The following is a 23115-nucleotide window of genomic DNA, read 5'->3' on the forward strand; positions in this document are numbered from 1 at the left end:
AAATATTATATTAATTTTTTGCTTTAAAATTTAAACAATGAAAAAAATATTGATCATTTGCATTTTAGCAATCTCCATATGTGGTGCAGAAGCTCAAAGTAGTAAACGCGATATTTCTATTATTCCTATACCTGTAAGTCACCAGTTTAATGATGGTAGCTTCTCACTCAAAAAAACAACGGCAATAGAGTTAGCAAGTAATAATGAAGATGCAAAAAGAGTAGCCGAATTTTTAAGTAATCGATTAAAAACAGCTACAGGATATTTGATGCCCGTTAAAGTAGTGAGCACGGTTTCAAACACCCTAGGAAATATCAGGTTAGATTTTATAAAAGATCCGCAGCTAGGTGATGAGGGCTATAGGATAAATGTATCGCCAAATATGGTAGCAATATCAGCTAATAAGGCTGCAGGATTATTTTATGGCATGCAAAGTTTTTTACAACTATTGCCAAAGGAAGTTGAAAGAAAAAAGAGTATTGGATCTAATACAACTTGGACTGTACCTACAATAAGCATAACTGATTACCCACGTTTTTCCTGGAGAGGGTTAATGCTTGATGTAAGCAGGCATTTTTTTACTAAAGACGAAGTGAAAAGCTTTATTGATGATATGGCTAGATATAAGTACAATTTATTGCATTTACATCTTACCGATGACCAAGGATGGAGGCTTGAAATAAAAAGCTTGCCTGAACTAACAAAAGTAGGCGCTTGGAGACCAAAAAGGGAGGGCAAGTATGCTAATACCACAGCCCCAGATCCGAATGAGCCCAAAACTTATGGCGGTTATTATACACATGATGATATAAGGGAACTCGTAAAATATGCAAGCGATAGGTTTGTAAATATTTTACCTGAAATAGATGTGCCCGGTCACAGCCTGGCTGCTATTGCTTCTTATCCGCACTTAACCTGCACACCTGGAACTTATAGCGTAAATGCAGGTGAAAAATTTATGGAGTGGCCTGAAGGTGGTCATTTTTATGCACTGCTTGATAACAACCTATGCCCAGCAAAAGAAGAAGTATATGGTTTTTTAGATAAAGTATTTACAGAAGTTGCACAGTTATTTCCATTCCAGTATATACATATGGGTGGGGATGAGGCCGCAAAAAACTTTTGGGAAAAGAGCAGTCTGATAAAAGATTTAATGCAGAAGGAATCTTTAAAAGACATGAATGAAGTGCAAAGCTATTTTGTAAAACGAGTAGAAAAAATCATCAATGCTAAGGGAAAGAAATTAATAGGATGGGATGAAATACTTGAAGGGGGACTTGCACCAAATGCTGCTGTAATGAGTTGGCGCGGCATGAAAGGTGGTATTGACGCGGCTAAGGCCGGGCATGAAGTTGTTATGTCGCCAACTGATTTTGTTTACCTCGATTATATGCAGGGCGATCCTATCACCGAGCCACTTATTTATGCATCACTTCGGTTGAAAAAAACATACGATTTTAACCCCTTGCCGCAAGGTGTAGACCCCAAGTTAATTTTGGGCGGACAAGGAAATCTTTGGACAGAACAGATGACGAACATGCGCACGGTACAATATATGACTTGGCCCAGGGGGTTGGCTATCGCTGAATCAGTGTGGTCTCCGGATGGAAAAAAGAATTGGAACAATTTTGTGCAACGCGTAGAAAAACAAATGGAAAGACTAGATGAGGCAAAAGTGAAATATGCTAAAACCATGTACGAACCTATTTTCACGACAGCAAAGGAAGAAGATAGGGTGAGAGTGACGCTGGCAACAGAAATAGAAGGTGTGGATATTCATTATTCGCTGGACGATACACATCCTGATGAATTCTATCCAAAATACATAGCTCCTATCTTGGTACCGCATGACGCAGCTACTTTAAAAGTAGTAACTTATAAAAATGGTAAACAGGTAGGGCGGCAAATAAATATGCCCGTTGTTGAGTTAAAGCGAAGAGCTGGAATAAAATAAAAAAAAATTTTTTTAAGCATCACTTTTTCTAATGCCAGCATCTAATTAAAAAAGAATATTATGAAAAATACCCTAATCGCAATATTGGCATTTAGTTTTTTGCAAATTTCTTGCAACAAAGAAGATGATTTAACCACTACTACATTTCGAGTAAAAATCATAAAGGAAATTTGTAACGATGCAATTGTACAATTAGTAGATAGCACTTCTAAAGCAAATGCAGAGGATGGATTTGTATTTGAAGGAAGAACATTCGATAATGTTTTTTTTACAACATTTAGTTGTGCTGATAAAGCAAAAATGCAAACCCTCACCAGCGATTTAACAGGTTTAGTCATCACAGTAAAACTTTTACAAGCACCTAAAGAAGATCCCAATTGTGGTAGTTGCAGAGCAACTGTAAGCAGCAGACCCAATAAATCAAATTTTATTGAAGTAATCGGTTTATAAAAAAGAGGTCGCTAAAAGGCGACCTCTTTTTTTATAAATAATCATTCTTTATACTTTATCCACCCGCATACAAATCCCAGTTAATCTCTGCTTGAGGACGAGGGAATTGTTTAAATATGGTTCCTTGATCAAAAGAGGTAGGAATCGTATTTAGTCTGTCATACCTGCGAGCATCAATCCATCTATGCCCCCATGGCTCAGCCCACAAAGAATAACGACGCTGATATAATATCTCATTGATTAATGCTGCTTGCGTAGTAGCACCACCATAATTTCCAATAGCCGCAGCAGTTCTGATAATATTAATTGCATTCACCGCATCGGTTGTTTGATTTAATTGAGCATGTGCTTCCGCTTTAATTAAAATCAATTCTTCATTTTTAATAAAAGGCATTGGAGCAGTATTAGTTGCCCATCTTTTATCTTGATGCGTTCCTACCAATGGAGTTGCATCGGTAGTAACCGTAACAGGTGCTGAACGTTGATGGAACTTTGCAGCAACTCTTGCATCACCTGGTGTTGCATCTGCTAATACAGATGGATGCACTACAATGATGGTATTAATATTTGCATCCAATACGTAAAACATTGGATTGAACCCATCAGGTGGGGCACCAAATGTATGCGCAGGTCCGGCAGATAATGAACCGGATAAATTCATGAAAGATAAATTGAGTGCATTCAATGCACCTTGCCAATCCTTTCTGTAAATAGCTACACGTGCGGCTATTGCTTTGTTCAGGCGCTTTAATCCATCAATATTATTAAATCCATTAAAGCCAGCAGTTAATGTAAATGGAAATACAGATCCTGCATTATTTAGGTCATTATAACCAGCCGTTAATAAAGAATCTATAAAACCTAAAGCAGCTGTATATGATCTGACAGGACCAGGTTTAAGTGGGTCTTTAACATCAGTCCTAATTCCATTCTCATATAACCAATTAGCAGGGATCAAATATTGATAAGCCATAATGGTTTTAGCAAAACCCGACACTGCACTTTTTTCTTGAGTAGTTAGTGTACCCGAATTATTCGCAGCATCAATCAATACAGAGCCTTGTTTGATTGCCTGATAAGGTGTTGCATAAGATCCGCCACCTGTGGCGCCAAATCCGAAATAAGCCGCATCTGGTAAACGACCCGCTTGCCCTAACCAATCAGTTTGAAAGCGAGGATCTGATGCATTCAGGTACCAAATTTCTCTTCCAAAAGTATTCCATGCCTGACAAATATTGGTCACATAGCCTTTATGTCTTTGTTCTAGTCCGGTTACTAGAAACTGTATTTGTCTTCGGGAAGCGTTATTAGAAACACTCGCTTCACTTGGATTATTTGGATCAGTTAGTTCTTTTACTTTAAATGGGTTACAGCTAAATAAAAAGGCAACCGCACTTGATATAATTAATAGTTTAAACTTTTTCATGTGCTATTGGTTTAGAAGTCAATTTGTAAGTGAAAAAATAATCTCCTTGATGTTGGATAAGGAGCAACGTCTACGTTATTAGCTAAAGCCTGAGCTCCAAATGTGGATGTTTCAGGATCATAACCAACATACTTAGTTGCTAAGAAAACGTTGTTCCCAGAAATACCAATTCTTGCACGTTGAATGATATTACCAAATGTTTTGCTTAAAGATTCTTTAGGCAATGTATAGTACAATCCTACTTCACGTATTTTTAAAAATGTAGCATCTTGTACCCAACGAGCTGCACCATTATATGGAGCTGGATCACGTTGACGACCATTTGGGATTCCGTCTTTGTTATCATCATTAAACCAACCTTTTGTAGTTCCACCGCCATCTGTTAAGAATGAAGTAAGATTGATATTATCGCCTCCACTTCTGTACTCTGTTAAGATACTTAAATCAAAGTTCTTCAAGAAAGTGATATTATTAGACCAAGATGAAGTCCAATCAGGTTGGGCATTTCCTAATACCGTAAATACACCGGGAGAAATTGCAGGCGTCCCAACAATAGTAGTAGGAGCTACTCCCTGTTGAATTAAAAAAGTACCTAATGCAGTTCCAAATGCTCCTGTAGTGTAAGATGGGATTCCAAGTTTGGTGATCATCACATCATTCTTCCACCATAATAAACGGGAAAACCATCTAAAGTTTGGTTTTTGAACAATTGTACCAGACAATCCAAGTTCAATACCTTTGTTACGCATTTCTGCTTCATTACTAATAGTACTTACCACACCAGTAGCAGGAGATAATGTTAAAGGCTGTAAATTATTTTTAGTTGTCTTAACATAGTAAGTTGCTTCAAATAAAATTTTATTATTTAAGAAACCCGCGTCTATACCAAATTCAATTTCTTGTGCACGCTCTGGAAGAATATTGGTATTACCCACACTGGTTGCAACAGTTGAGCCCAATAATCCACCAATATTCACTCCACCCAAAGAGGTGAAAGTTGCTCCAAATGGGACAGGTCCTGCGGTTTGACCATAAGCAATTCTTGGCTTGAATTGAGAAATAGCATTGATTTTCCAGAAATCAAAATTTGTTAAGTTAACTGCCAATGATGCTTTAGGAAAAGCGTAAAACCGATTGGCATTACCATTGGTATTTGATTTGTCCCAACGCATACCCACGGTTCCAATAATCTTATCTTCAAAATTCATTTGTTGTTGAACAAATAAACCCACATCACTTTGTGTACTTTGAAATTCAGATTCTACTTCTTGAACAGTTGCTTGCTTTATATTAGACTGCCCTGGAGCTAAACCCCTACCTCTATTAAATAGCCCATTGTTTTTAAAATCAAGTCTAACCATACCCACTTGTGTACTCATATTTACACGCTTCACTTGCCAATCATAAACAAATGCAGCTTGGATATTGGTATTCATGGTTTCTTGTCTTCCTACTAATACATCTCCTGGGTTGGCTTGACCACGTTGAAACTGTAAATCATCGGGTAAATATACCTTTGTGGAATTCTGAAGAAAATCAATACCTCCGTTTAATTTAAACTTTAATTGAGAACGTTCGTTTTTGAATAAGTTAACGTCTAAACCAAAAGATTGAATGAAACGATTAACCAAAGAATTATTAATTCCATTATCGGTAACTGCTACTGGATTCTCTGCAAAATAAGGGTTGGTAGGATATACCCCATTTACTGGTCTTAAATCAAAGTAATTAGGTACATAAGCAATATTGTAACCGATACTTGCACCTGAGTTATTTTGGTTTCCGGTAAACCCTCTGTCTGTATTGGTTCTAATGTAATTCGAGTTTACAGTTAATACGATATCCTTAGAAAGCTTATGCTCCAGATTTGCTCGAATCGATTGTCTTTCAAAACCTGTTTTTCTTACGATACCGCCTTCATCGGTTAATGAACCTGATACAAAGAATTTAGTTTTTTCATCTCCTCCACGAATGCTTATTCTAGAGTTCATTAATGATGCAGTGTTGCCATAAAAATAATCTTCGTAATTCACGAAATTATTTGCAGCAACAGCACTCTGATATCTAGACAATTCAATGGGTCTTCTTGCAGCTGGGAAAAAACTATTGATTTTGGCTTCACTCCAATTGTCTACTCCCATCATTCTTAGTGGTCTTCCAAAGCCAACATCTTGTCCAAAACTGATGGTTGTTTTACCAGCAGCACCTTTTTTAGTTGTGATAACCAATACCCCCGCATTCGCTCTTGTACCATAAATGGCAGCCGCAGAAGGTCCTTTCAACACTTCAATATTTTCAATATCTGCAGGATTGATATCTGCTAAACGATTGGCGCCATCGTCTTGGTTTGCACCACCAGCTCCAGATACAGAAGCTCTACCCGTTCTTTGAAAGTCGTTGCTTATATAAACACCATCTAACACAATCAAGGGTGCAGAAGCTTGTGTTAAACTAGATAAACCACGTAATTGGATATTAATACCCCCACCAGGAGCCCCTGAATTCATGCGAATATTTGCACCAGACACTTTACCGTACAATGCACCATCTGCAGTTTGAATTTGAGTAGTTCCTGTTAAATCTTTTGCTGAAACAGAAGTGATTGCATTGGCCAAATTGGATCTTTTAATAGATGATGCCAACCCAGTAATTACTACTTCTTTTAACGCACTTACTTCTTCCTCCATTGAATAAGTTGCCACTGGTTTTTCTGCAGAAACTGCAACTTCAATTGTTTTAAACCCTACATACTTTAAAACCAAGGTAACTGATTTACCAGAAGACTTTAAAGAGAAATTACCACTAGCATCTGATGTGGTAACTTGTTTAGTACCTTTAATACTAATAGATACTCCAGCAAGTGGAGTTCCGGTAACAGATTCTTTTACAGTTCCCGAGGCGGTAAACCCCTGAGCATCTGCTTGAATACCCTTCATAAAAAAGAGTAATGCTAGCAGCATTTTCATTAAGTAGCGTTTCTTCATGCTAGTTTGTTTTTGGTTAAAAAAAAGATTAGAAATGGTTAAAAAAAACTTAAAGCTGAATTTAATAAATAAAGAACATGTTTAACAATTCTAGCCGCTTCGAGTTATAGCCTATAGTTTTAAATAAAAAAAATTATACTTTCAAGCATGTGTTATTACAACTCCCTCAAAATCCCAACGAAAAAAAAGATCAAATTAAAAGGAAAGGAAAAAGAAATTCCTCCAATAGATGTTGATGTACAGTCTGGTTTTAGTTATAACTCGTGGCCAATCATTATAGAAGATAATGCAGGTGATTGGCAACCAGAATTAGCCCATTGGGAATTCATCCCTTGGTTTATTAAAAATTTGGGAGAACTGGAAGAAAGTAGAAAAAAATATACCACCTTAAATGCTACTGCAGAAAAATTATTCGAAAGCAAAATATATCAACATGCAGCAAAAGCTAGAAGATGTTTAGTACTCAGTACAGGATTTTATGAATGGAGACATTATCAGGGGGTTGAAGATAAAAAACCCATCGCATTCCCTTACTATATCCATAGCGCCAACAAGGGAGAGCCATTGTTTTATATGGCGGGAATTTGGCAACCTTGGACCGACAAATTATCTGGTGAAATGATTCACAGTTTTGCCATTGTGACTACGCAGGCAAATGGATTGATGCAAAAAATCCATAACACAAAAAAAAGAATGCCTACTATACTGCCTACTGAATTAGCCGAAGAATGGATTAGTCCTTTGAAAGAAAATAGAATAAAAGAACTCGCGGCATACCAAATTCCAGATAGCGCATTAACTGCCCATACCATTACAAAAGATTTCAACAGAGGTATTGAACATCCTCAAGCAGTTGTAGAATATGCTGCATTGCCACCACTATAGTCCATGACGATCACCTGCAATCACATCTAGCACATGTAACACTTGTGGAAACAATGCTTGCATATATTCTGTGGCACCAGATAATGAACCAGGAAATGTAAGCACTAAAGTTTGGTTGATCAAACCCGCTACACTTCTAGATAGCATTGCGTAGGGCATGCGCTCTTGCCCGTACCTTCTAGCTGTTTCCATAATACCGTCCAACTCACGATCTAATAATGGCTTAATAGTTTCAGGCGTTATATCTCTCAAAGAAACACCGGTACCTCCTACCATGATTAATAATTGTATAGCATCATGGGTATTCGCTGCAACTTGCGCTTGAATGGCATTAGCATCATCAGGTATTACTTTGTATACGGGCACTTGTACATTTAATTTTTGTAGGGCCTCAATGACTGCAATACCTGCTCTATCTTCTGCCTTATTCGCTGAAACTGTATCTGAACAAACAATTACTGCAGCTTGGAGATTTTTATCCAAATACAATTTTTTATCGGTCTTCCCACCCGTTTTAGACATCAATCGTATATGCTGAATTTCTACATTTTTGTCAATGGGTTTTAGCATATCATATAAGGTTAAAGCTGCAATAGAAGCGCCATGCATGGCTTCAACTTCAACACCTGTTTTATAAATAGTATGCACTTCTACTTGAATTAAAATATTCAATCCATTTATAGAAAACTGCACGTCAGTAAATTCTACTGGCAGTGGATGACAATCTGGAATTAACTCACTGGTTTTTTTAACGCCAAACAAAGCAGCTACTTTGGCAAATGAAAATACATCTCCTTTTGGAACCTTATATTGCTCAATTGCATCAATTGTTTCTTGCTTAGATACTAGCACAGTAGCTTCCGCAATGGCTTTTCGAAGTGTACTCGATTTATGGGTAATATTAACCATGATTAATTATTTTGTTTCCATACTGTACTTTCATCAGTACAAATTTCCTTACCCCAAATTGGCAATTCCTTTTTAATAGTTTCCACCATTTCATTACAAGCATCAATTGCATCTCTTCTATGTGCAGAGGAGGTGAATACAAATAAACAAATTTCACCTACTGCTACCCTACCTAAACTGTGATAAATATGCATACAGGTTAAAGCATATTTTGCAAAAAAAGTCTCCCTTATTTCAGTCATTTTCTCCATCACCATCTCTTCATACGCAGTGTACTCAATTGCAACAACTTTTGCATTGTTCAATTCATCTGCACGAATCTGTCCTAAAAAAATACTGTGGGCTCCAATATTCGTTTTAGCTGAATGCTTTTGAATATCATCTGCTATCTTTTGTGCTGGAATAGGACCACTAACAAAAATAGAAGCTGGTTTTTTATTACTCATTACTTACTTTATTAAAATAGGCAGTTAAGCCCCCTTTTAAACTATATGCTTCAACTTGCTTATGCAATTTAATTAATTGTGCTGCATAAACACTTCTAATCCCCTGATGACAAATTACACAGATTGGCTGTTCGGGAAGTTGATGAATGGCTTCTTTTAATGTAGACATTGGAATTTGAGCATGAGAAAAATCAATTGCGGGATATTCATGTAGCTCCCTCACATCAAGAATAAAGACCCTTAAATCATTTTTAAAATCTAAAAACTGAGAAACATCAATTTCTTCAATATCAACATCTTCTAAATCGGCTTCCATCCTAGCACAATCAATTTGATAATTAGTGGTATTAATAAAATTTTCGTCAATAATAGGTATTGCTAAATTGGCATTCATTTCAATTTCAAACCAATGGGCTGTTAAGAAATTATAAGTAAGCATCCGATTATATAATGGGCTACCTAACCCTGTTATCAGCTTAATTGCTTCAGCAGCTTGCATCGTTCCTATGATACCTGGCAATACTCCTACCACACCTGTTTCTTCACAGGAAGCAATTTCATTAGCTGCTGGTTGTACTGGAAATAAATGGCGATAATGAATACGATTAGCATCCTTTGAAGCCAAATTAAAGACAGTTACTTGTCCTTCAAATCCAGAAACTGCACCAAATACAATTGGTTTCTTCAACCATACACATACATCATTAATCAAGTACTTAGCAGCAAAATTATCCGTTGCATCTAAGATTAAATCATATTTGCCAATGATATGGATTGCATTTTCTTTGTTAATTTCAAAAGGATAAACATCAACTTGAATTAAACTATTTTGAGCCTGTACTTTACGTGCAGCGATGTCTACTTTCAACTGTCCAATATCTTTTTCATCATACAATAATTGACGATGTAAATTACTCTTACTGATCCTGTCTGGGTCCATTATGCCAATCGTTCCTACTCCTACCCCAACCAAGTATTGTAATATTGGACAACCCAATCCTCCCATACCCACAATTAATACCTTAGCCTGACCAAGCTTTTCTTGAGTTACAGTTCCAAATCCTGGAAGAATTATTTGTCTAATATAACGATCGTTCATATCCATCTTATCCCCCGGAGAATGGTGGCATTAATGCCACCGTGTCTCCCATTTTAAGTTTACTATTTTCATGTACTATTTTCTGATTAACTGCTACAAAATATTTTTTATTAGCCAATGCTGGATAACGTTCAATTAGTTCTTGTACTAATGAATTTATATCAACGCAATTATCTATCACAACTGAGTTATCAAGCGTAATATCAGTAATTGATCCAAAGAAAATTACTTGTACTTCCATATCGTTAGTTTACAAAAAATAATTTTGTTGCAGCAACTATTAACACACTTGCCAAAATGAATTTTAATTGGTCTGCCTTCAGTTTCTTAGATCCAATGTAAGCTCCAATCCAACCGCCGGATAAAACAAACAAGATAATAATATAAATAGATTGATCTAAATTAAATCCCTTTTGAATTTGTCCGACCATACCTGCTGCCGAATTCAAAAATATAAAAACTGCACTCAATGCTGCAGTTTGTTGTTGCGTAGACCATCCCATCAAAAGCAGTAATGGCGATAGTAAAATACCTCCCCCCATTCCAATCATACCCGAAACCAAACCAATTAATGCCCCAGCAATACTTAACCAATACCACTTAGGTGCAGGACGAATTGCATTAGATTTATTTAAAAATAATATTCTAGCTACAGCTATTAATAAAACAATGGCCAATAATTTTTTATAAAAACTCTCAGAAACGGGAATAATGCTCCCCAAATACGCAAAGGGGATAGACGTAATAATTAATGGCCAAAGCATGGAAGACCTAAAATGCTTGGCCCTATAAAAAGAAATAAATGCCAAACAGGAAACCATTAGGTTCAATATTAATGCAGTGGGCTTAATCTCTGTTGCACCAAAATTAAAAATGGCCATTAAAGCCAAATACCCACTAGCACCTCCATGACCTACCGCGGCATATAGAAATGCTATGATAAAAAAAGCAAGTCCATAAAGAATTATTTCTTCCATTACTCAAGCTTTAAAATAAATATACGGTTACGGCTTGTTCCTTATGAAAAGAGGACGCTTCAGCGGGCAATTCTACCCAACAATTGGCTTTTGAAAATGCACCTACCTGATACGATGCCTGTGCAGGTAATATAGTTACCCAACCTTCCTGAATAAATCCTTTTAAGAAAAATACCAACCCTGGCTTTTTGTGATACGCTTCTGTCAACTTGGCTTTAATTGGCAAAGCTGATACTTGACCTGTCATCAATTCTATCGCTAGCTTTACATACTGCTGAAAACAATGCAATACAGAACTTGGATTCCCAGGCAGACCAAAAACAAATTTTCCTTGGTATATCCCAAAGAGCAGCGGTTTCCCAGGTTTTTGTTTTACCCCATGAAATATTAATTCGACTTTTTCTTGTTTACATGCTTCGGCTACATAATCATAATCCCCAACACTTACTCCACCTGTTAGCAAAACCATATCTGAACAGTTCAATGCATGCTTTATTTCAGTTGACGTTGCTTCTAAAGAATCTCTAACATAAACAATTTTCAAATCATTGACACCCACAGATTTTAAGGCAGCTGCAAGTCCTATAGAATTGGACTCGTACACTTGACCAAAATGAAGTGACTGTCCTGGCTTAACTAATTCATTACCTGTAATGATTAATGTAATAACCGGCGCAGGATAAACCAATACTTCATTTATTCCCAAACTTGCCATCATGGCTAATTGGTATGGATGTAAACAGGTTCCTTTAGCAACAACTAAATCATTTTTTTCTACTGATGATCCAGGTTCTCTAATATTCAATCCTTTTTCATCTGTTTTTTGAATTACTTGAATGGCATTACTTATCTGGCTTACCCATTCTTTTTGGATTACACAATCTGCACCTTTTGGAACAGGTCCTCCAGTAAATACTTTTATTGCATGACCTTCAATTAATTCCAATTGATTTGAAGTACCTGCCGGCAATTCAGCTTGAATAGGCATAATTGCATCTATGCTTTTCAACTGAATCGCAAAACCATCCATAGAAGATTGTGTAAACAAAGGCATTGCAATAGGACTAAATACAGCTTCTGCTGTAACCATACCACTCGCATGAATTAAAGGAACGGAAACAGGGCTAAGTGGCTTAACCATAGAACTGATCAACTGTTTTGCTTCGTTTACCGTTATCATAATATGAAATTAACCTCCAATTGCAATCATGCTTCTATTATGTAATTCTTTGGTATCAATCTTTTCAAAGTCTTTTGAAAATTGACCACCTAATTCTTTGTGCTTACTTGCTATTGATTGTTTGATTAATGGCAGTATGTCTAAACCTTCTCGCAATGGTGTTAGTAAATCAGTTTCAGAAGAAGAAAACAAACAATTTTTAATTTTACCATCTGCAGTTAATCGAATCCTATTACAGGTGCTGCAAAAGGGATTACTCATTGTACTTATTATTGCGAAACTACCCTTGTGTCCTTCAATTTTGTAGCGCTTGCTTGTATCGTTGGGTTCATTTTGAGTAGGAGTAATGGTATAACGCACTTGAATTAATGATAGCATTTCTTGCAAGGTTACCAACTTATCACTATTCCATTTATTGCCATCAAATGGCATAAACTCAATGAGCCGAATTTGTATAGGAGTGTGTTTCGTCCATTCTATAAAATCAACTATTTCATGGTCATTCATTCCTTTTACTACCACCATATTTACTTTAACCCTAAAATCATTGGCTAATAACAAATCAATATTATCTTTTACTATACCGAATTGATCTCGGCGGGTAAGTAATTGAAATTTATCCTGCTGTAGTGTATCCAAACTGATATTAACAGATTGTACACCTGCTTGCTTCAAATCATCAATAAACAAGTGAATTCGAGTAGCATTAGTGGTAATAGTTAACTCAACGCCTAACTCACCCAAGGATTTTATAATTGCCGCTGCATCTTTTCTTACCAATGGCTCACCTCCAGTTAATCGAATTTTCTTAACCCCTTGATTCACAAATAATGTAGCTAATATAAGGATTTCATTTTGTTGCATTAGTTGCTTATTGGGCATAAATGCATAATCTTCTTCGGGCATACAATAGAAGCAACGCAAATTGCAATTATCCGTTAAAGAAATACGTAAATAATCATGTACTCTATTGTGCTGATCAATCAACATGGTCTTCATTTATTATTTTACAAAACCGCTCATAATCTTCCACCGTATCAATATCCAATTCTCCACTTTCAAAGTCGATGGTAGCAACATCATCCGGGAATTGCTGCAATATACCACGTGCGCCTTTATCACCTGCTAAATTGTATAAGTGAGTAAAATACGATGAACGAAACAATACTGGTGTTCCCCTAATTCCATTATATGTAGAAGCTACTATTCCTTTTGCAGTTTGTTGCTGTTTATTAAATAAACTAATTAAAACGGAACTGCTTAAAAAGGGTTGATCAGACACTACAATTACTAAAAAATCCATGCCCGAACAGCTATTCAACATTGCAGTAAGCCCCACTTGTATAGAACTACTCATGCCATTTTTGTACCCTTTATTTTGAATGATACTAATACTGTCCGAATTAACTTGCTTAACAATTAAATCGTGATAATGACCAGTAACTAATTGAATTATACTGGGATCAAGAGAACTAATTTCTTTAATCAAATGCCCCAATATAGTGGTTTGTTTATAGGGTAAGAGCATTTTAGCCTTTCCAATTCTAGATGCTTCACCAGCTGCCAATATCATTACTCCCCATTTCATATGGTTGCATGTATGGGTGCATTTTTCAACTTTAAGTGTTGAGGTTGTTTTCCTTCAATTACGGCCATTATTTCAGCGCTTACAGACAAAGCTATTTCTGATGCTGTTTCTGCACCAATATCCAATCCAGTTGGCCCATATATATTCTTTAATTGCGCATGATCAAAATGAACCCCATTTTCTGCTAACTCGCTTAATAAACGATCTCTTTTAGCAGTGGGTCCTAATAATCCTATATATGGTATATCAATATTTGCCAAACAGGTCAACATGGCCAAATCATAATTGTAATTATGAGTCATCAATACCATGGCTGTTCGATTGTCAAAAGACAATTGTGAAAATACCGTCTCAGGTTTTCCCACAATCACTTTACTGGCTTGGCCAAAACGGAGTGTATTTGCATGTGTGGGCCTTCCATCCACTACAGTCGTACTCCACCCAATTAATCTAGCCATTGTTTCTAACGGCATGATATCGTTTCCTGCACCAATGATAATTAATGATATAGGAGGTACAACATATTCAATGAATAATTCCTGCTTTCCCTCATCCGTATCAATTACTAAGTGTTCTGATTTTTTTAGTTGAAGTACACGTTGGAAAACAGGTGTTAACTCCATTTTATATTTTTCGGAAATCGCCTCAGGCACTAAAGTACCCCAATGATTTTGAAGATTGTTTTGATATCCTGTAATGAGCAGCGATGGTTCACGAGAAGCATTAATTTGCTTAAATGATTCTATGATTGAAGCAATATGAGGTTCAATGGGCTCAAACAAAATGCGAACAATTCCATTACAACCAAGCTGTACTCCTAATTTTGCATCATCCTCATCGGTGGTATCATAAATGACCAACTTTTTTTTGCCTTGTGTAATAGCCAATGCAGCTTTTCGAAGTGCATCCCCTTCCAAACACCCCCCACTGATTGCCCCCGTAAACTGCCCGTCTTCTGTGACCAACATTCTGGCACCTGGCCTGCGATAAGAAGAACCTTCAACATTTACAACTGTTGCCAGAGCCATTTTTTGACCCAACTGATTTGCCTTTTCATATGCATGAACAATATCGCCTAATTCTTTCATGAAAAATTCCTTAAGGTCTCAATAGTTTTACTTGCGAAGGAAGAATTGGTTTTACATTTTTATTGCCCCAACTATTATTAATATAATTTAACACGTCTGCAATTTCTTCGTCGGATAAATAATCTTGTGCTGGCATTGTGCCGTTATAAATTATTCCATTCACTTTTATTTCTCCCGATTGTCCCTTTAATATTACTGTTATCAAATCTTTAGATGGACGTTTTAAATAATCAGCTTTAGCAAGAGGAGGGAATGCTCCTTCCAATCCCTTCCCATCTTCCATATGGCAATTCATACAATTATTGGCATATACTTTCTTACCATTGGCTATGCTCTTGGCCATATTTGCGGGTTGAATAAAGGCAACAGCTACAAATACGAAAAGCAATATTCCAACTAAAATCACTACTCTTCTCATGCTTACACAATTTTATTAATATCAAAAGGAAGCCTTCTAATTCGCTTTCCAGTAGCAGCAAAAATTGCATTACACAATGCAGGTGCAAATGGTGGCAACCCAGGTTCTCCTACTCCTTTAATTTTACTTCCTCCATTGGCCAAAATATGTACTTCTACTTTGGGCATTTCATTAATTCGAACGAGCGGATTATTATGGAAATTAGATTGAACCGTTGCTCCTTTATCAAAAGTGATTCCACCTTTAATAGCTGCTGTTAAAGCCATTACTGCTGCACCTTCAACTTGCGCTTTAGTATTGTCTGGGTTTACTACTGTTCCCAAATCAATTACAGCATATACTTTTTCAATTTTAACGCCAGTTCCATTTTTTGACACTTCAATTACGAAACCAGCTTGCCCCGCAAAAAATTCATATTGCGCAACTCCTCTTCCCCAACCAGCCGGTAATTTCTTATCCCAGTTAGACACTTCTTTTAGCTTGTTTAAAATCTGTTTGGTATCGGACTCTTTAGTAAGCATTTCTAATCGAAATGCCATAGGATCTTTTTTTGCAGCAACAGCCATTTCATCTAAGAAACACTCATGTGAAAAAGCTAAAGTGGTACTAGTAACAGCTCTCCAAGCAGCCAATGGAATATGTACATAATGATGAACATACAAATTTTTCATGTGTTCAATTTCGTACTTCTGTTCGCTGATACCTTCAGTCATGGTTCCATCAGCCTTTGTAATATCGTAATCCTTCTTCATGTCTAACGTAGGAGATATTACTTTGTGTTGAAATGCAATGGCTTTACCATTCGCATCCAAAGCCCCCTTCATTGCAGAAAAAGTCAATGGTCTAAATGGACCCTGCTGGGTATCATCTTCCCTGCTCCAAATTGATTTTACTGGCTTACCAACTTTCTTACTCAACTGAACTGCCTCATGTATATAATCAGGATACAATCTTCTTCCAAAGCCGCCTCCATTAAACAATACATTCAATTTTAAATCTTCTTGTTTAACCCCATAGGTTTTAGAAAAATCATTCACAACACTTCCAGGCACTTGGGTTGAAGTCCAAATCTCCAATTTATTCCCTTCTTGCCAACTCGCTAAGCAGTTCATTGGCTCAATAGGTGAATGAGAAACAACTGGTGTTTCATAAAATGCTGTAAGTTGAGTAGGCGCCTCTGCAAAAGCTTTATCAAAATTGCCTTGTTGGTGTTCAACTGCACCTTCTTTCTTGGCAGCCTCTCTTAAACTTTGTTCATAATCCTTAGAATTGAAAGTTTCATTTCCTTGATGATCCCATTTAACTACCAAGGCTTTTCTGCCTTGCACTGCAGCCCAATAATTTTCAGCAATAACCGCTACCCCTTCAGATTTATAAATACCATGAATTCTTTCGCAGGTTTCCACAGCAATAACCCCTTTCACTTTTTTAGCAGCAGTTGCGTCAAAGCTGATTAATTTACTACCAAACACTTTACAGCGCTCAATAGAAGCATACACCATTCCAGGAACACTTGCATCAATACCAAATTTAGCAGTCCCATTTACTTTCATTGGAACATCTGGTCTAGGTGCAGACTTTCCTAATATTTTAAAATCTTTTGCTTCTTTTAAAGTGGGATTTTTGGGCGCCTCTAACTTAGAAGCGGCTTCTGCTAATTCACCATACCCTAACTTTTTACCAGTTGGTCGATGTATAACGGTTGCATTTTCTGCATAGCATTCATTAACAGGAACGCTCCAAGCTGTACTTGCTGCTTTAACCAGCATCTCTTTTGCCGCAGCACCAACTTTACGTAAGTTGGTATAGTTGGTTCTAACTGATGAACTGCCCCCAACAAACTGAGCCGGTCCGTATTTTTTTTCGCCACCTGTTTGGTTGATGACTATTTTATCCATCGCTACTTCCAATTCTTCTGCAATTAAAGCTGGAATAGATTGGTAAGTCCCTTGACCAATTTCTGGTTTAGTATTAAATATAGTCACCAACCCTGTTTGATCAATCATCACTAAAGGAGATAACTCAAACGAAGCTGCTGAAGTTCCCAAGTTTTCTATAACAGATATACCATCTGCTTTAACGCCCAAACCCATTACCAGGCTTGCTCCAGTTAAACTGGTTAAGCGTAAAAAATTTCTGCGATTGATTTGACTATTTTGCTGATTCATTGCTTAATTTTTTTGAATTACTTGATCATTTCTGCAGCGCGGTGGATAGCACTACGTATGCGTTGATAAGTTCCACATCTACAAAGATTCCCTTGCATGGCTGCATCTATATCAGCATCAGTTGGATTGGGTTTCGTTCTTAGCAAAGCAGTTGCACTCATGATTTGACCTGATTGACAATATCCGCACTGAGGCACTTGTAACTCTACCCATGCATTTTGAATGGCTTCTGTAATCTTATCTTTCATTCCCTCTATGGTCGTAATCTTTTTCCCTACAGCAGCTGAAACAGGGAAACTACAAGAACGAACAGGCTTTCCATCTACATGAACAGTGCATGCCCCGCACTGAGCCATACCGCATCCAAATTTTGTTCCTGTTAATCCTACCATATCTCTGATAGCCCATAACAAAGGCATTTCTGAACTGGCATCCACCTGATAAGCGGTGTTGTTAATATTTAATGTTATCATGGCAAAATATTTCAGTATGAAGTTAGGTTTTTAATCTAATAAGTGCGTTTCATGCATTTCTGGTATAATCACTTCCTTGAAATGTTTTCTTCTTAATCGGGCAGCAAAATCAATTTGAACATCGTGTTCACCGTGTACTAGAAACAATTTCCTTACTAATTCAGGATTTTGGCAAGCTAAGAATTGACAAAGATCTTCATAATCTCCATGCGCACTCATGCTTCGCATTACGCCAATCTCTGCCTTAACAGGATACAATTCTCCAAAAATCTTTACTTCTTTTTGCCCTGCTGTTAATCTCCCTCCCAAACTATAAGGATCACAGTAACCCACCATTAATATAGTTGTTCTCTCCTTTTCAATATTGTTCATGATATGATGCTTTACTCTACCAGCATCAGCCATGCCACTTGCAGAAATAATAACACAAGGAGCATCATTTTCATTTAACTGTTTGCTCTCATCAACCGTCTTTATAAACTTCAGTGTTTTAAAATCAAAAGGATCATGATCATGTTCCATTATTTTCCTTACTCGTTTATTAAAATTCTCCGGAAACTGTTTCAGCAATTCAGTAGCTTCCCTACTTAAAGGACTATCCACATATATGGGAACAGGGGGTAATCTTTTTTCAATATCCAATTGATTGAGTGCATATAATATTTCTTGGGTTCTGCCTACACTAAATGCCGGGATAATTAACTTCCCCTTTTTCTCTAAACAAGTACCGACAATCCACTTCAAAATAGTATCTGTGATACCAAAAACTTCATCATGCAATTTGTTTCCATAGGTACTTTCTAAAATAATATAATCTGCCTGCTCAAATGGTTCAGGAGACCGTAAAATGGCATCATTGTATCTACCTACATCTCCACTAAAAGTAATTTTATTGGTTTTTCCCTCTTCGATTACTCTTAAATGAACCGCTGCTGAGCCAATGATATGACCAGCATCTGTAAAACAAACAGACAGTTCATCATCAATTTTAGTCCATTGATTGTAATGAACATATTTAAAAAGTGATAAAGCAACAGCGGCATCTTCTAAATCATATAAAGGCTCAAATGGCGGCAATCCTTTTTTTGCTCTTCGCTTATTAATAAACTTTGTATCATCTCTTTGAATAATAGCAGAATCTTCTAACAAAATTTCAGCCAATGCGCCCGTTGCAGGGGTTGCATAAATTGTTCCCTTAAATCCCTCTTTAACCAACTTCGGTATTAAACCTGAATGATCAATATGCGCATGAGATAATATTAAATAAGTGATTTCAGAAGGATCAAATCCAAAATGCGCATTTAATTCCTCCGTATTTTTCCCCATTCCTTGAAAGAGACCACAATCCAATAAAATTTTTTTGCCATTCTTTAAGGTCAACAAATGCTTAGAACCAGTAACTGTTCTAGCTGCTCCATGAAAAGAGATTTTCATAATTATTTTGATTTAAAACTCCAGGTAATATGAAACACTGCAACTACTTCGCCTTGTTCATTTGTGCCAACCGATTCGCAAACAATTGTTTTTCCTTGCTTGGTTGCAATAGCTTCTTCAATTGTTTGTGTGACTCGCAAACCATCATTACAAGTAAATGCAATTAATCCAGTTGCTTTCTTTACAAATTTTGCTTCTAGCCCAACTACCAACATACTCACAGAAGGACTTCGTTTATAGGTTTGCCCAACAGGGAACAATCCCGTACTCATTTCTGCAGCCATTGCTTGTACAGCAAAATACATTGACTTAAATGGATTTTGATTGATCCACCCATGTCTTACCAAAATGACTGTTTTGTATTCGTCAATATACCCAACTTTTAACCCAGCAACGAATGCAGCAGGCAACTTTACCAATTTAAAAAAAGCAAACCGTAGGGAATTTGTTATGATTTTTTTGAAAGCAGGAAATTGAGGATTCATATCTCAATTTAACTAATTATCAGTTTATAACAAGAGTGCTGCTAACAAATAATCAGCGAGTAAAATTAAAATGCAACTTACTACCACTGCACTGGTACTTGCACGACCAATTTCAAGAGCGCCACCTTTTACATAATATCCATAATAAGCCGGCACACTACTGATGATAAATGCAAATGTGTATGCCTTGTACAAGGCAAAATTGATATTGAAAAAATTTAGATTTTGTCTTAACCCGATATCAAATGTATCATTAGCTAAAATACCCGCCAATTCGCCTGCGGTTCGCCCACCCCAAATACCTAGCACCGCTGAAATAACAATTAAACAGGGTACAACCACAAGTGCTCCGAGAATTTTAGGTAATAATAAATAAGCTTTCGTATTGATTCCCATAATTTCCAAAGCATCAATTTGCTCACTGACCCGCATATTACCCAACTCACTGGCTATTTTACTACCTACCACTCCAGCAAGTACAATACTTACCACTGTGGGAGATAATTCTAAAATCATGCTATCTCTTACAATCTGTGCGATGGTACTTTGTGGAACTAAAGGGCTTACTAATTGATAAGCAGTTTGAATGGTAGTAACAGCTCCAAGAAATAAAGAAATGATGATCACAATGGGCAATGCCCCCATTCCAATTTCAACACACTGATGCATGAACTCTTTCCAATACATTTTAAAGTTCTCTGGCTTAGAAAACATGCCTTTTAGCATCAATAAGAACTTACCTAAGTGCGTGAAAAAATTCATAAAATAAAGATATGCTTATAATTGGTTGGTTGATTTCTTGTTTTTCTTCCTGCTTTTCCACCATGAACTTCTTTGTACTTCTTCTGCAGTATCAACTCGAGTTTTCATTTGCGCATCAACTACGGCAACCAAAGCCATATTTATGATATTTCTTACACTGCTTCCTAATTGTAAAACATGAACAGGTTTTTTTAACCCTAATAAAATTGGACCAATAGCATCTGCCCCACCTACTTCTTTCAATAAATTATAGGCAACATTCCCAGCAGTTAAATTAGGGAACATCAACACGTTCACTTCTTGTTCAACTAAATCACTAAAAGGATAATTGTCTCTAAGTATTTCTTTATTGAATGCTAAACTACCTTGCATTTCACCGTCTACAATTAAATTTGGATCTCTTTGTTTAAGTATTCGGGTAGCTTCTGCCACTAACCTGGCTTCCGCAGAATCGCTGCTTCCAAAATTACTGTAACTTAACATAGCCACTCTTGGAGTTAAATTAAAGCTTCTTACTTCCTTTGCAACCATTTGAGTGATATCTGCCAACTCTTCTGCTGTAGGATGAAAATTAACCGTTGTATCCGCCAAAAACAATGGCCCTTTTTTGGTTAACAATAAATACATTCCTGCAATTTTCTTAACCCCTTCTTCTGTCCCAATTATTTGCAATGCAGGCCTGATTGCTTCTGCATAGTTTTTTGTTAAGCCCGACAACATTGCATCTGCGTCGCCCGTTTCTACCATCATACAACCAAAATGGTTTCGATCTTTCATTACTTTCAAACTCTCATGATGATTGTACCCTTTTCTTTGGCGTTTTTTAAAGAATAATTCTCCATAAAATTCTCGCTTAGATTCCATTGCATCACTTCGTGGATCGATAATAGGCAAGTCAGCTAAATCAATGCTATTAGCTTCAGCAATACGATTAATTTTTTCTGGATCCCCAAGTAAAATTGGGTAAGCAATTCCTTCATCGTAAATAATGGTTGCTGCCTTTAATATTTTCAAATTGTCGGCCTCTGCAAATACCAATCGCTTAGGGTCTCTTCTGGCTTTATTGCTAACCACCCTAAATAATTGATTGTCTAATCCCAATCGTTTGTTTAGTTCTAATACATAAGCATCCCAATTCGTAATATTCTTTTGAGCAACCCCGCTATCTATTGCCGCTTTTGCAACTGCAGGGGCAATGGTGCTTAATAAACGAGGATCTAATGGCTTTGGAATAATATATAAAGGACCAAAACTCATGTTGCTTTGGTTATATGCTAAGTTCACAATATCAGGCACTGCTGTTTTAGCTAAATCGGCCAAAGCATGAACTGCAGCCAATTTCATGGCTTCATTAATTTGTGTTGCTCTTACATCCAATGCCCCTCTAAAAATATAAGGAAAGCCTAACACATTATTTACTTGATTGGGATAATCGGATCTGCCAGTAGCCATTATAATATCTTTTCTTACCGCCACTGCATCTTCATAGGTTATTTCAGGATCTGGGTTGGCCATTGCAAATACAATTGGATTCCTAGCCATTGATTTAATCATCTCTTGTGTAACCACATTACCTACACTCAACCCTAAAAACACATCGGCATCTTTTAAGGCTTTTGCCAATGTCCAGTCCGATTTTTTAACTGCAAACTTTTCCCGACCAGGTCCAAGATCGGTTCTTCCAACATGTAATACACCGTCTTTATCAAACACAATAAAATTTTCGTGTTTTGCACCGAGCGCAACATATAAATTGATACAAGCCATTGCTGCTGCACCAGCTCCATTAATTACAAACCGAACTTTATCAATGCGCTTTTTTTGTAACTCCAATGCATTTAACATCGCTGCACTACTAATGATGGCAGTACCATGTTGATCATCATGCATTACCGGAATATTCATCTGCTCTTTCAGCTGCTGCTCAATATAAAAACATTCAGGCGCTTTAATATCTTCCAAATTAATACCCCCAAAAGTTGGTTCTAAAGACTTTACAATTTGAACAAATTTTGCTGGATCTTTTTCATTGATTTCAATATCAAAAACGTCAATGTCTGCAAAGATTTTAAACAATACTGCTTTACCTTCCATTACTGGTTTACTGGCTTCAGGACCAATATCGCCCAATCCAAGTACAGCAGTGCCATTTGTTATCACCCCAACCAAATTACCCTTGGCTGTATATTTATAAATATTATCAGGATTCTCCTTAATTTCTTTACAAGGTTCTGCAACCCCAGGACTATACGCTAATGAAAGATCCCGTTGTGTTTTAGCTTCCTTAGTAGGAATGACTTCAATCTTTCCTGGTCTACCACTTGAATGATATTCCAATGCTTGTTCTCTGCGTAATTTAGAATGCTTATTATCAGACATAAATATATTT

The 23115-nt window shown here is 36.8% G+C and carries 21 protein-coding genes; 3 read left to right on the plus strand and 18 right to left on the minus strand.

From position 1 onward, the window contains the following. Positions 1-37: 37 nt before the first annotated feature. Together ACTIEI_RS09850 and ACTIEI_RS09855 are read left to right on the plus strand one after the other, a co-directional pair. Entirely contained in the window at positions 38-1954 is a 1917-nt protein-coding gene (locus ACTIEI_RS09850; protein ID WP_439506121.1) for a beta-N-acetylhexosaminidase, read from the plus strand. 60 nt (positions 1955-2014) lie between these two features. Then, the gene (locus ACTIEI_RS09855) at positions 2015-2404 is read left to right on the plus strand and encodes a hypothetical protein (protein ID WP_439506122.1); all 390 of its coding nucleotides are present in this window, start codon (positions 2015-2017) and stop codon (positions 2402-2404) included. A 55-nt stretch (positions 2405-2459) separates the two neighbouring features. Here ACTIEI_RS09855 and ACTIEI_RS09860 read toward each other — a convergent pair whose 3' ends face one another. Continuing rightward, positions 2460-3830, minus strand: coding sequence for a RagB/SusD family nutrient uptake outer membrane protein (locus ACTIEI_RS09860; RefSeq protein ID WP_439506123.1), 1371 nt, complete (start codon positions 3828-3830; stop codon positions 2460-2462). A gap of 11 nt (positions 3831-3841) precedes the next feature. After that, positions 3842-6814 carry a SusC/RagA family TonB-linked outer membrane protein gene (locus ACTIEI_RS09865; protein WP_439506124.1) on the minus strand — a complete coding sequence of 991 codons (2973 nt, stop codon included), beginning with the start codon at positions 6812-6814 and terminating at the stop codon, positions 3842-3844. Positions 6815-6961: 147 nt separating this feature from the next. Between ACTIEI_RS09865 and ACTIEI_RS09870 the strand changes: the two genes are divergently transcribed. Continuing rightward, positions 6962-7699: an SOS response-associated peptidase gene (locus ACTIEI_RS09870; RefSeq protein WP_439506125.1), complete on the plus strand. Its 738-nt coding sequence runs from the start codon at positions 6962-6964 to the stop codon at positions 7697-7699. Here the strand turns inward: ACTIEI_RS09870 and moaCB are convergent. From moaCB to ACTIEI_RS09950, 16 genes are read right to left on the minus strand one after another with little or no spacing between them, the layout of a single operon-like run. Then, a complete protein-coding gene (gene moaCB / locus ACTIEI_RS09875; RefSeq protein ID WP_439506126.1) occupies positions 7694-8608 on the minus strand; it encodes a bifunctional molybdenum cofactor biosynthesis protein MoaC/MoaB in 915 nt (304 codons plus the stop codon). The two genes, ACTIEI_RS09870 and moaCB, sit on opposite strands and share 6 nt — an antisense overlap. 2 nt (positions 8609-8610) lie before the next feature. After that, on the minus strand, positions 8611-9054 hold the full coding sequence (locus ACTIEI_RS09880; protein WP_439506127.1) for a molybdenum cofactor biosynthesis protein MoaE: 444 nt from the start codon (positions 9052-9054) through the stop codon (positions 8611-8613). Then, a complete protein-coding gene (locus ACTIEI_RS09885) occupies positions 9047-10153 on the minus strand; it encodes a ThiF family adenylyltransferase (RefSeq protein WP_439506128.1) in 1107 nt (368 codons plus the stop codon). Before ACTIEI_RS09885 ends, ACTIEI_RS09880 begins: the two co-directional genes overlap by 8 nt. Before the next feature lie 7 nt (positions 10154-10160). Beyond that, positions 10161-10394: a MoaD/ThiS family protein gene (locus ACTIEI_RS09890; protein ID WP_439506129.1), complete on the minus strand. Its 234-nt coding sequence runs from the start codon at positions 10392-10394 to the stop codon at positions 10161-10163. A gap of 4 nt (positions 10395-10398) precedes the next feature. After that, complete coding sequence (locus ACTIEI_RS09895; RefSeq protein WP_439506130.1) at positions 10399-11130, minus strand: sulfite exporter TauE/SafE family protein; 732 nt, start codon at positions 11128-11130, stop codon at positions 10399-10401. 10 nt (positions 11131-11140) lie between these two features. Then, positions 11141-12310 carry a molybdopterin molybdotransferase MoeA gene (locus ACTIEI_RS09900; RefSeq protein WP_439506131.1) on the minus strand — a complete coding sequence of 390 codons (1170 nt, stop codon included), beginning with the start codon at positions 12308-12310 and terminating at the stop codon, positions 11141-11143. Positions 12311-12319: 9 nt separating this feature from the next. Then, positions 12320-13309: a GTP 3',8-cyclase MoaA gene (moaA, locus tag ACTIEI_RS09905; protein ID WP_439506132.1), complete on the minus strand. Its 990-nt coding sequence runs from the start codon at positions 13307-13309 to the stop codon at positions 12320-12322. Next, positions 13290-13898 carry a nucleotidyltransferase family protein gene (locus tag ACTIEI_RS09910; protein WP_439506133.1) on the minus strand — a complete coding sequence of 203 codons (609 nt, stop codon included), beginning with the start codon at positions 13896-13898 and terminating at the stop codon, positions 13290-13292. Before ACTIEI_RS09910 ends, moaA begins: the two co-directional genes overlap by 20 nt. Next, positions 13895-14986: an XdhC family protein gene (locus ACTIEI_RS09915; RefSeq protein ID WP_439506134.1), complete on the minus strand. Its 1092-nt coding sequence runs from the start codon at positions 14984-14986 to the stop codon at positions 13895-13897. Before ACTIEI_RS09915 ends, ACTIEI_RS09910 begins: the two co-directional genes overlap by 4 nt. Before the next feature lie 10 nt (positions 14987-14996). Continuing rightward, complete coding sequence (locus ACTIEI_RS09920; RefSeq protein WP_439506135.1) at positions 14997-15404, minus strand: c-type cytochrome; 408 nt, start codon at positions 15402-15404, stop codon at positions 14997-14999. A gap of 2 nt (positions 15405-15406) precedes the next feature. Beyond that, complete coding sequence (locus tag ACTIEI_RS09925; RefSeq protein ID WP_439506136.1) at positions 15407-17572, minus strand: molybdopterin cofactor-binding domain-containing protein; 2166 nt, start codon at positions 17570-17572, stop codon at positions 15407-15409. A gap of 17 nt (positions 17573-17589) precedes the next feature. After that, positions 17590-18045 (minus strand): (2Fe-2S)-binding protein, encoded by a 456-nt coding sequence (locus ACTIEI_RS09930; protein ID WP_439506137.1) that lies wholly within the window; start codon positions 18043-18045, stop codon positions 17590-17592. Between the two features lie 30 nt (positions 18046-18075). Next, a complete protein-coding gene (locus ACTIEI_RS09935; RefSeq protein WP_439506138.1) occupies positions 18076-19479 on the minus strand; it encodes an MBL fold metallo-hydrolase RNA specificity domain-containing protein in 1404 nt (467 codons plus the stop codon). A 2-nt stretch (positions 19480-19481) separates the two neighbouring features. Then, a complete protein-coding gene (locus ACTIEI_RS09940; RefSeq protein ID WP_439506139.1) occupies positions 19482-19964 on the minus strand; it encodes a thioesterase in 483 nt (160 codons plus the stop codon). Positions 19965-19988: 24 nt separating this feature from the next. Further along, positions 19989-20726 carry an MlaE family ABC transporter permease gene (locus ACTIEI_RS09945; RefSeq protein WP_439506140.1) on the minus strand — a complete coding sequence of 246 codons (738 nt, stop codon included), beginning with the start codon at positions 20724-20726 and terminating at the stop codon, positions 19989-19991. 15 nt (positions 20727-20741) lie between these two features. Further along, the gene (locus ACTIEI_RS09950; protein ID WP_439506141.1) at positions 20742-23105 is read right to left on the minus strand and encodes an NADP-dependent malic enzyme; all 2364 of its coding nucleotides are present in this window, start codon (positions 23103-23105) and stop codon (positions 20742-20744) included. Positions 23106-23115 lie beyond the last annotated feature (10 nt).

It is taken from the genome of Sediminibacterium sp., assembly GCF_051860225.1.
GTDB lineage: Bacteria > Bacteroidota > Bacteroidia > Chitinophagales > Chitinophagaceae > Sediminibacterium.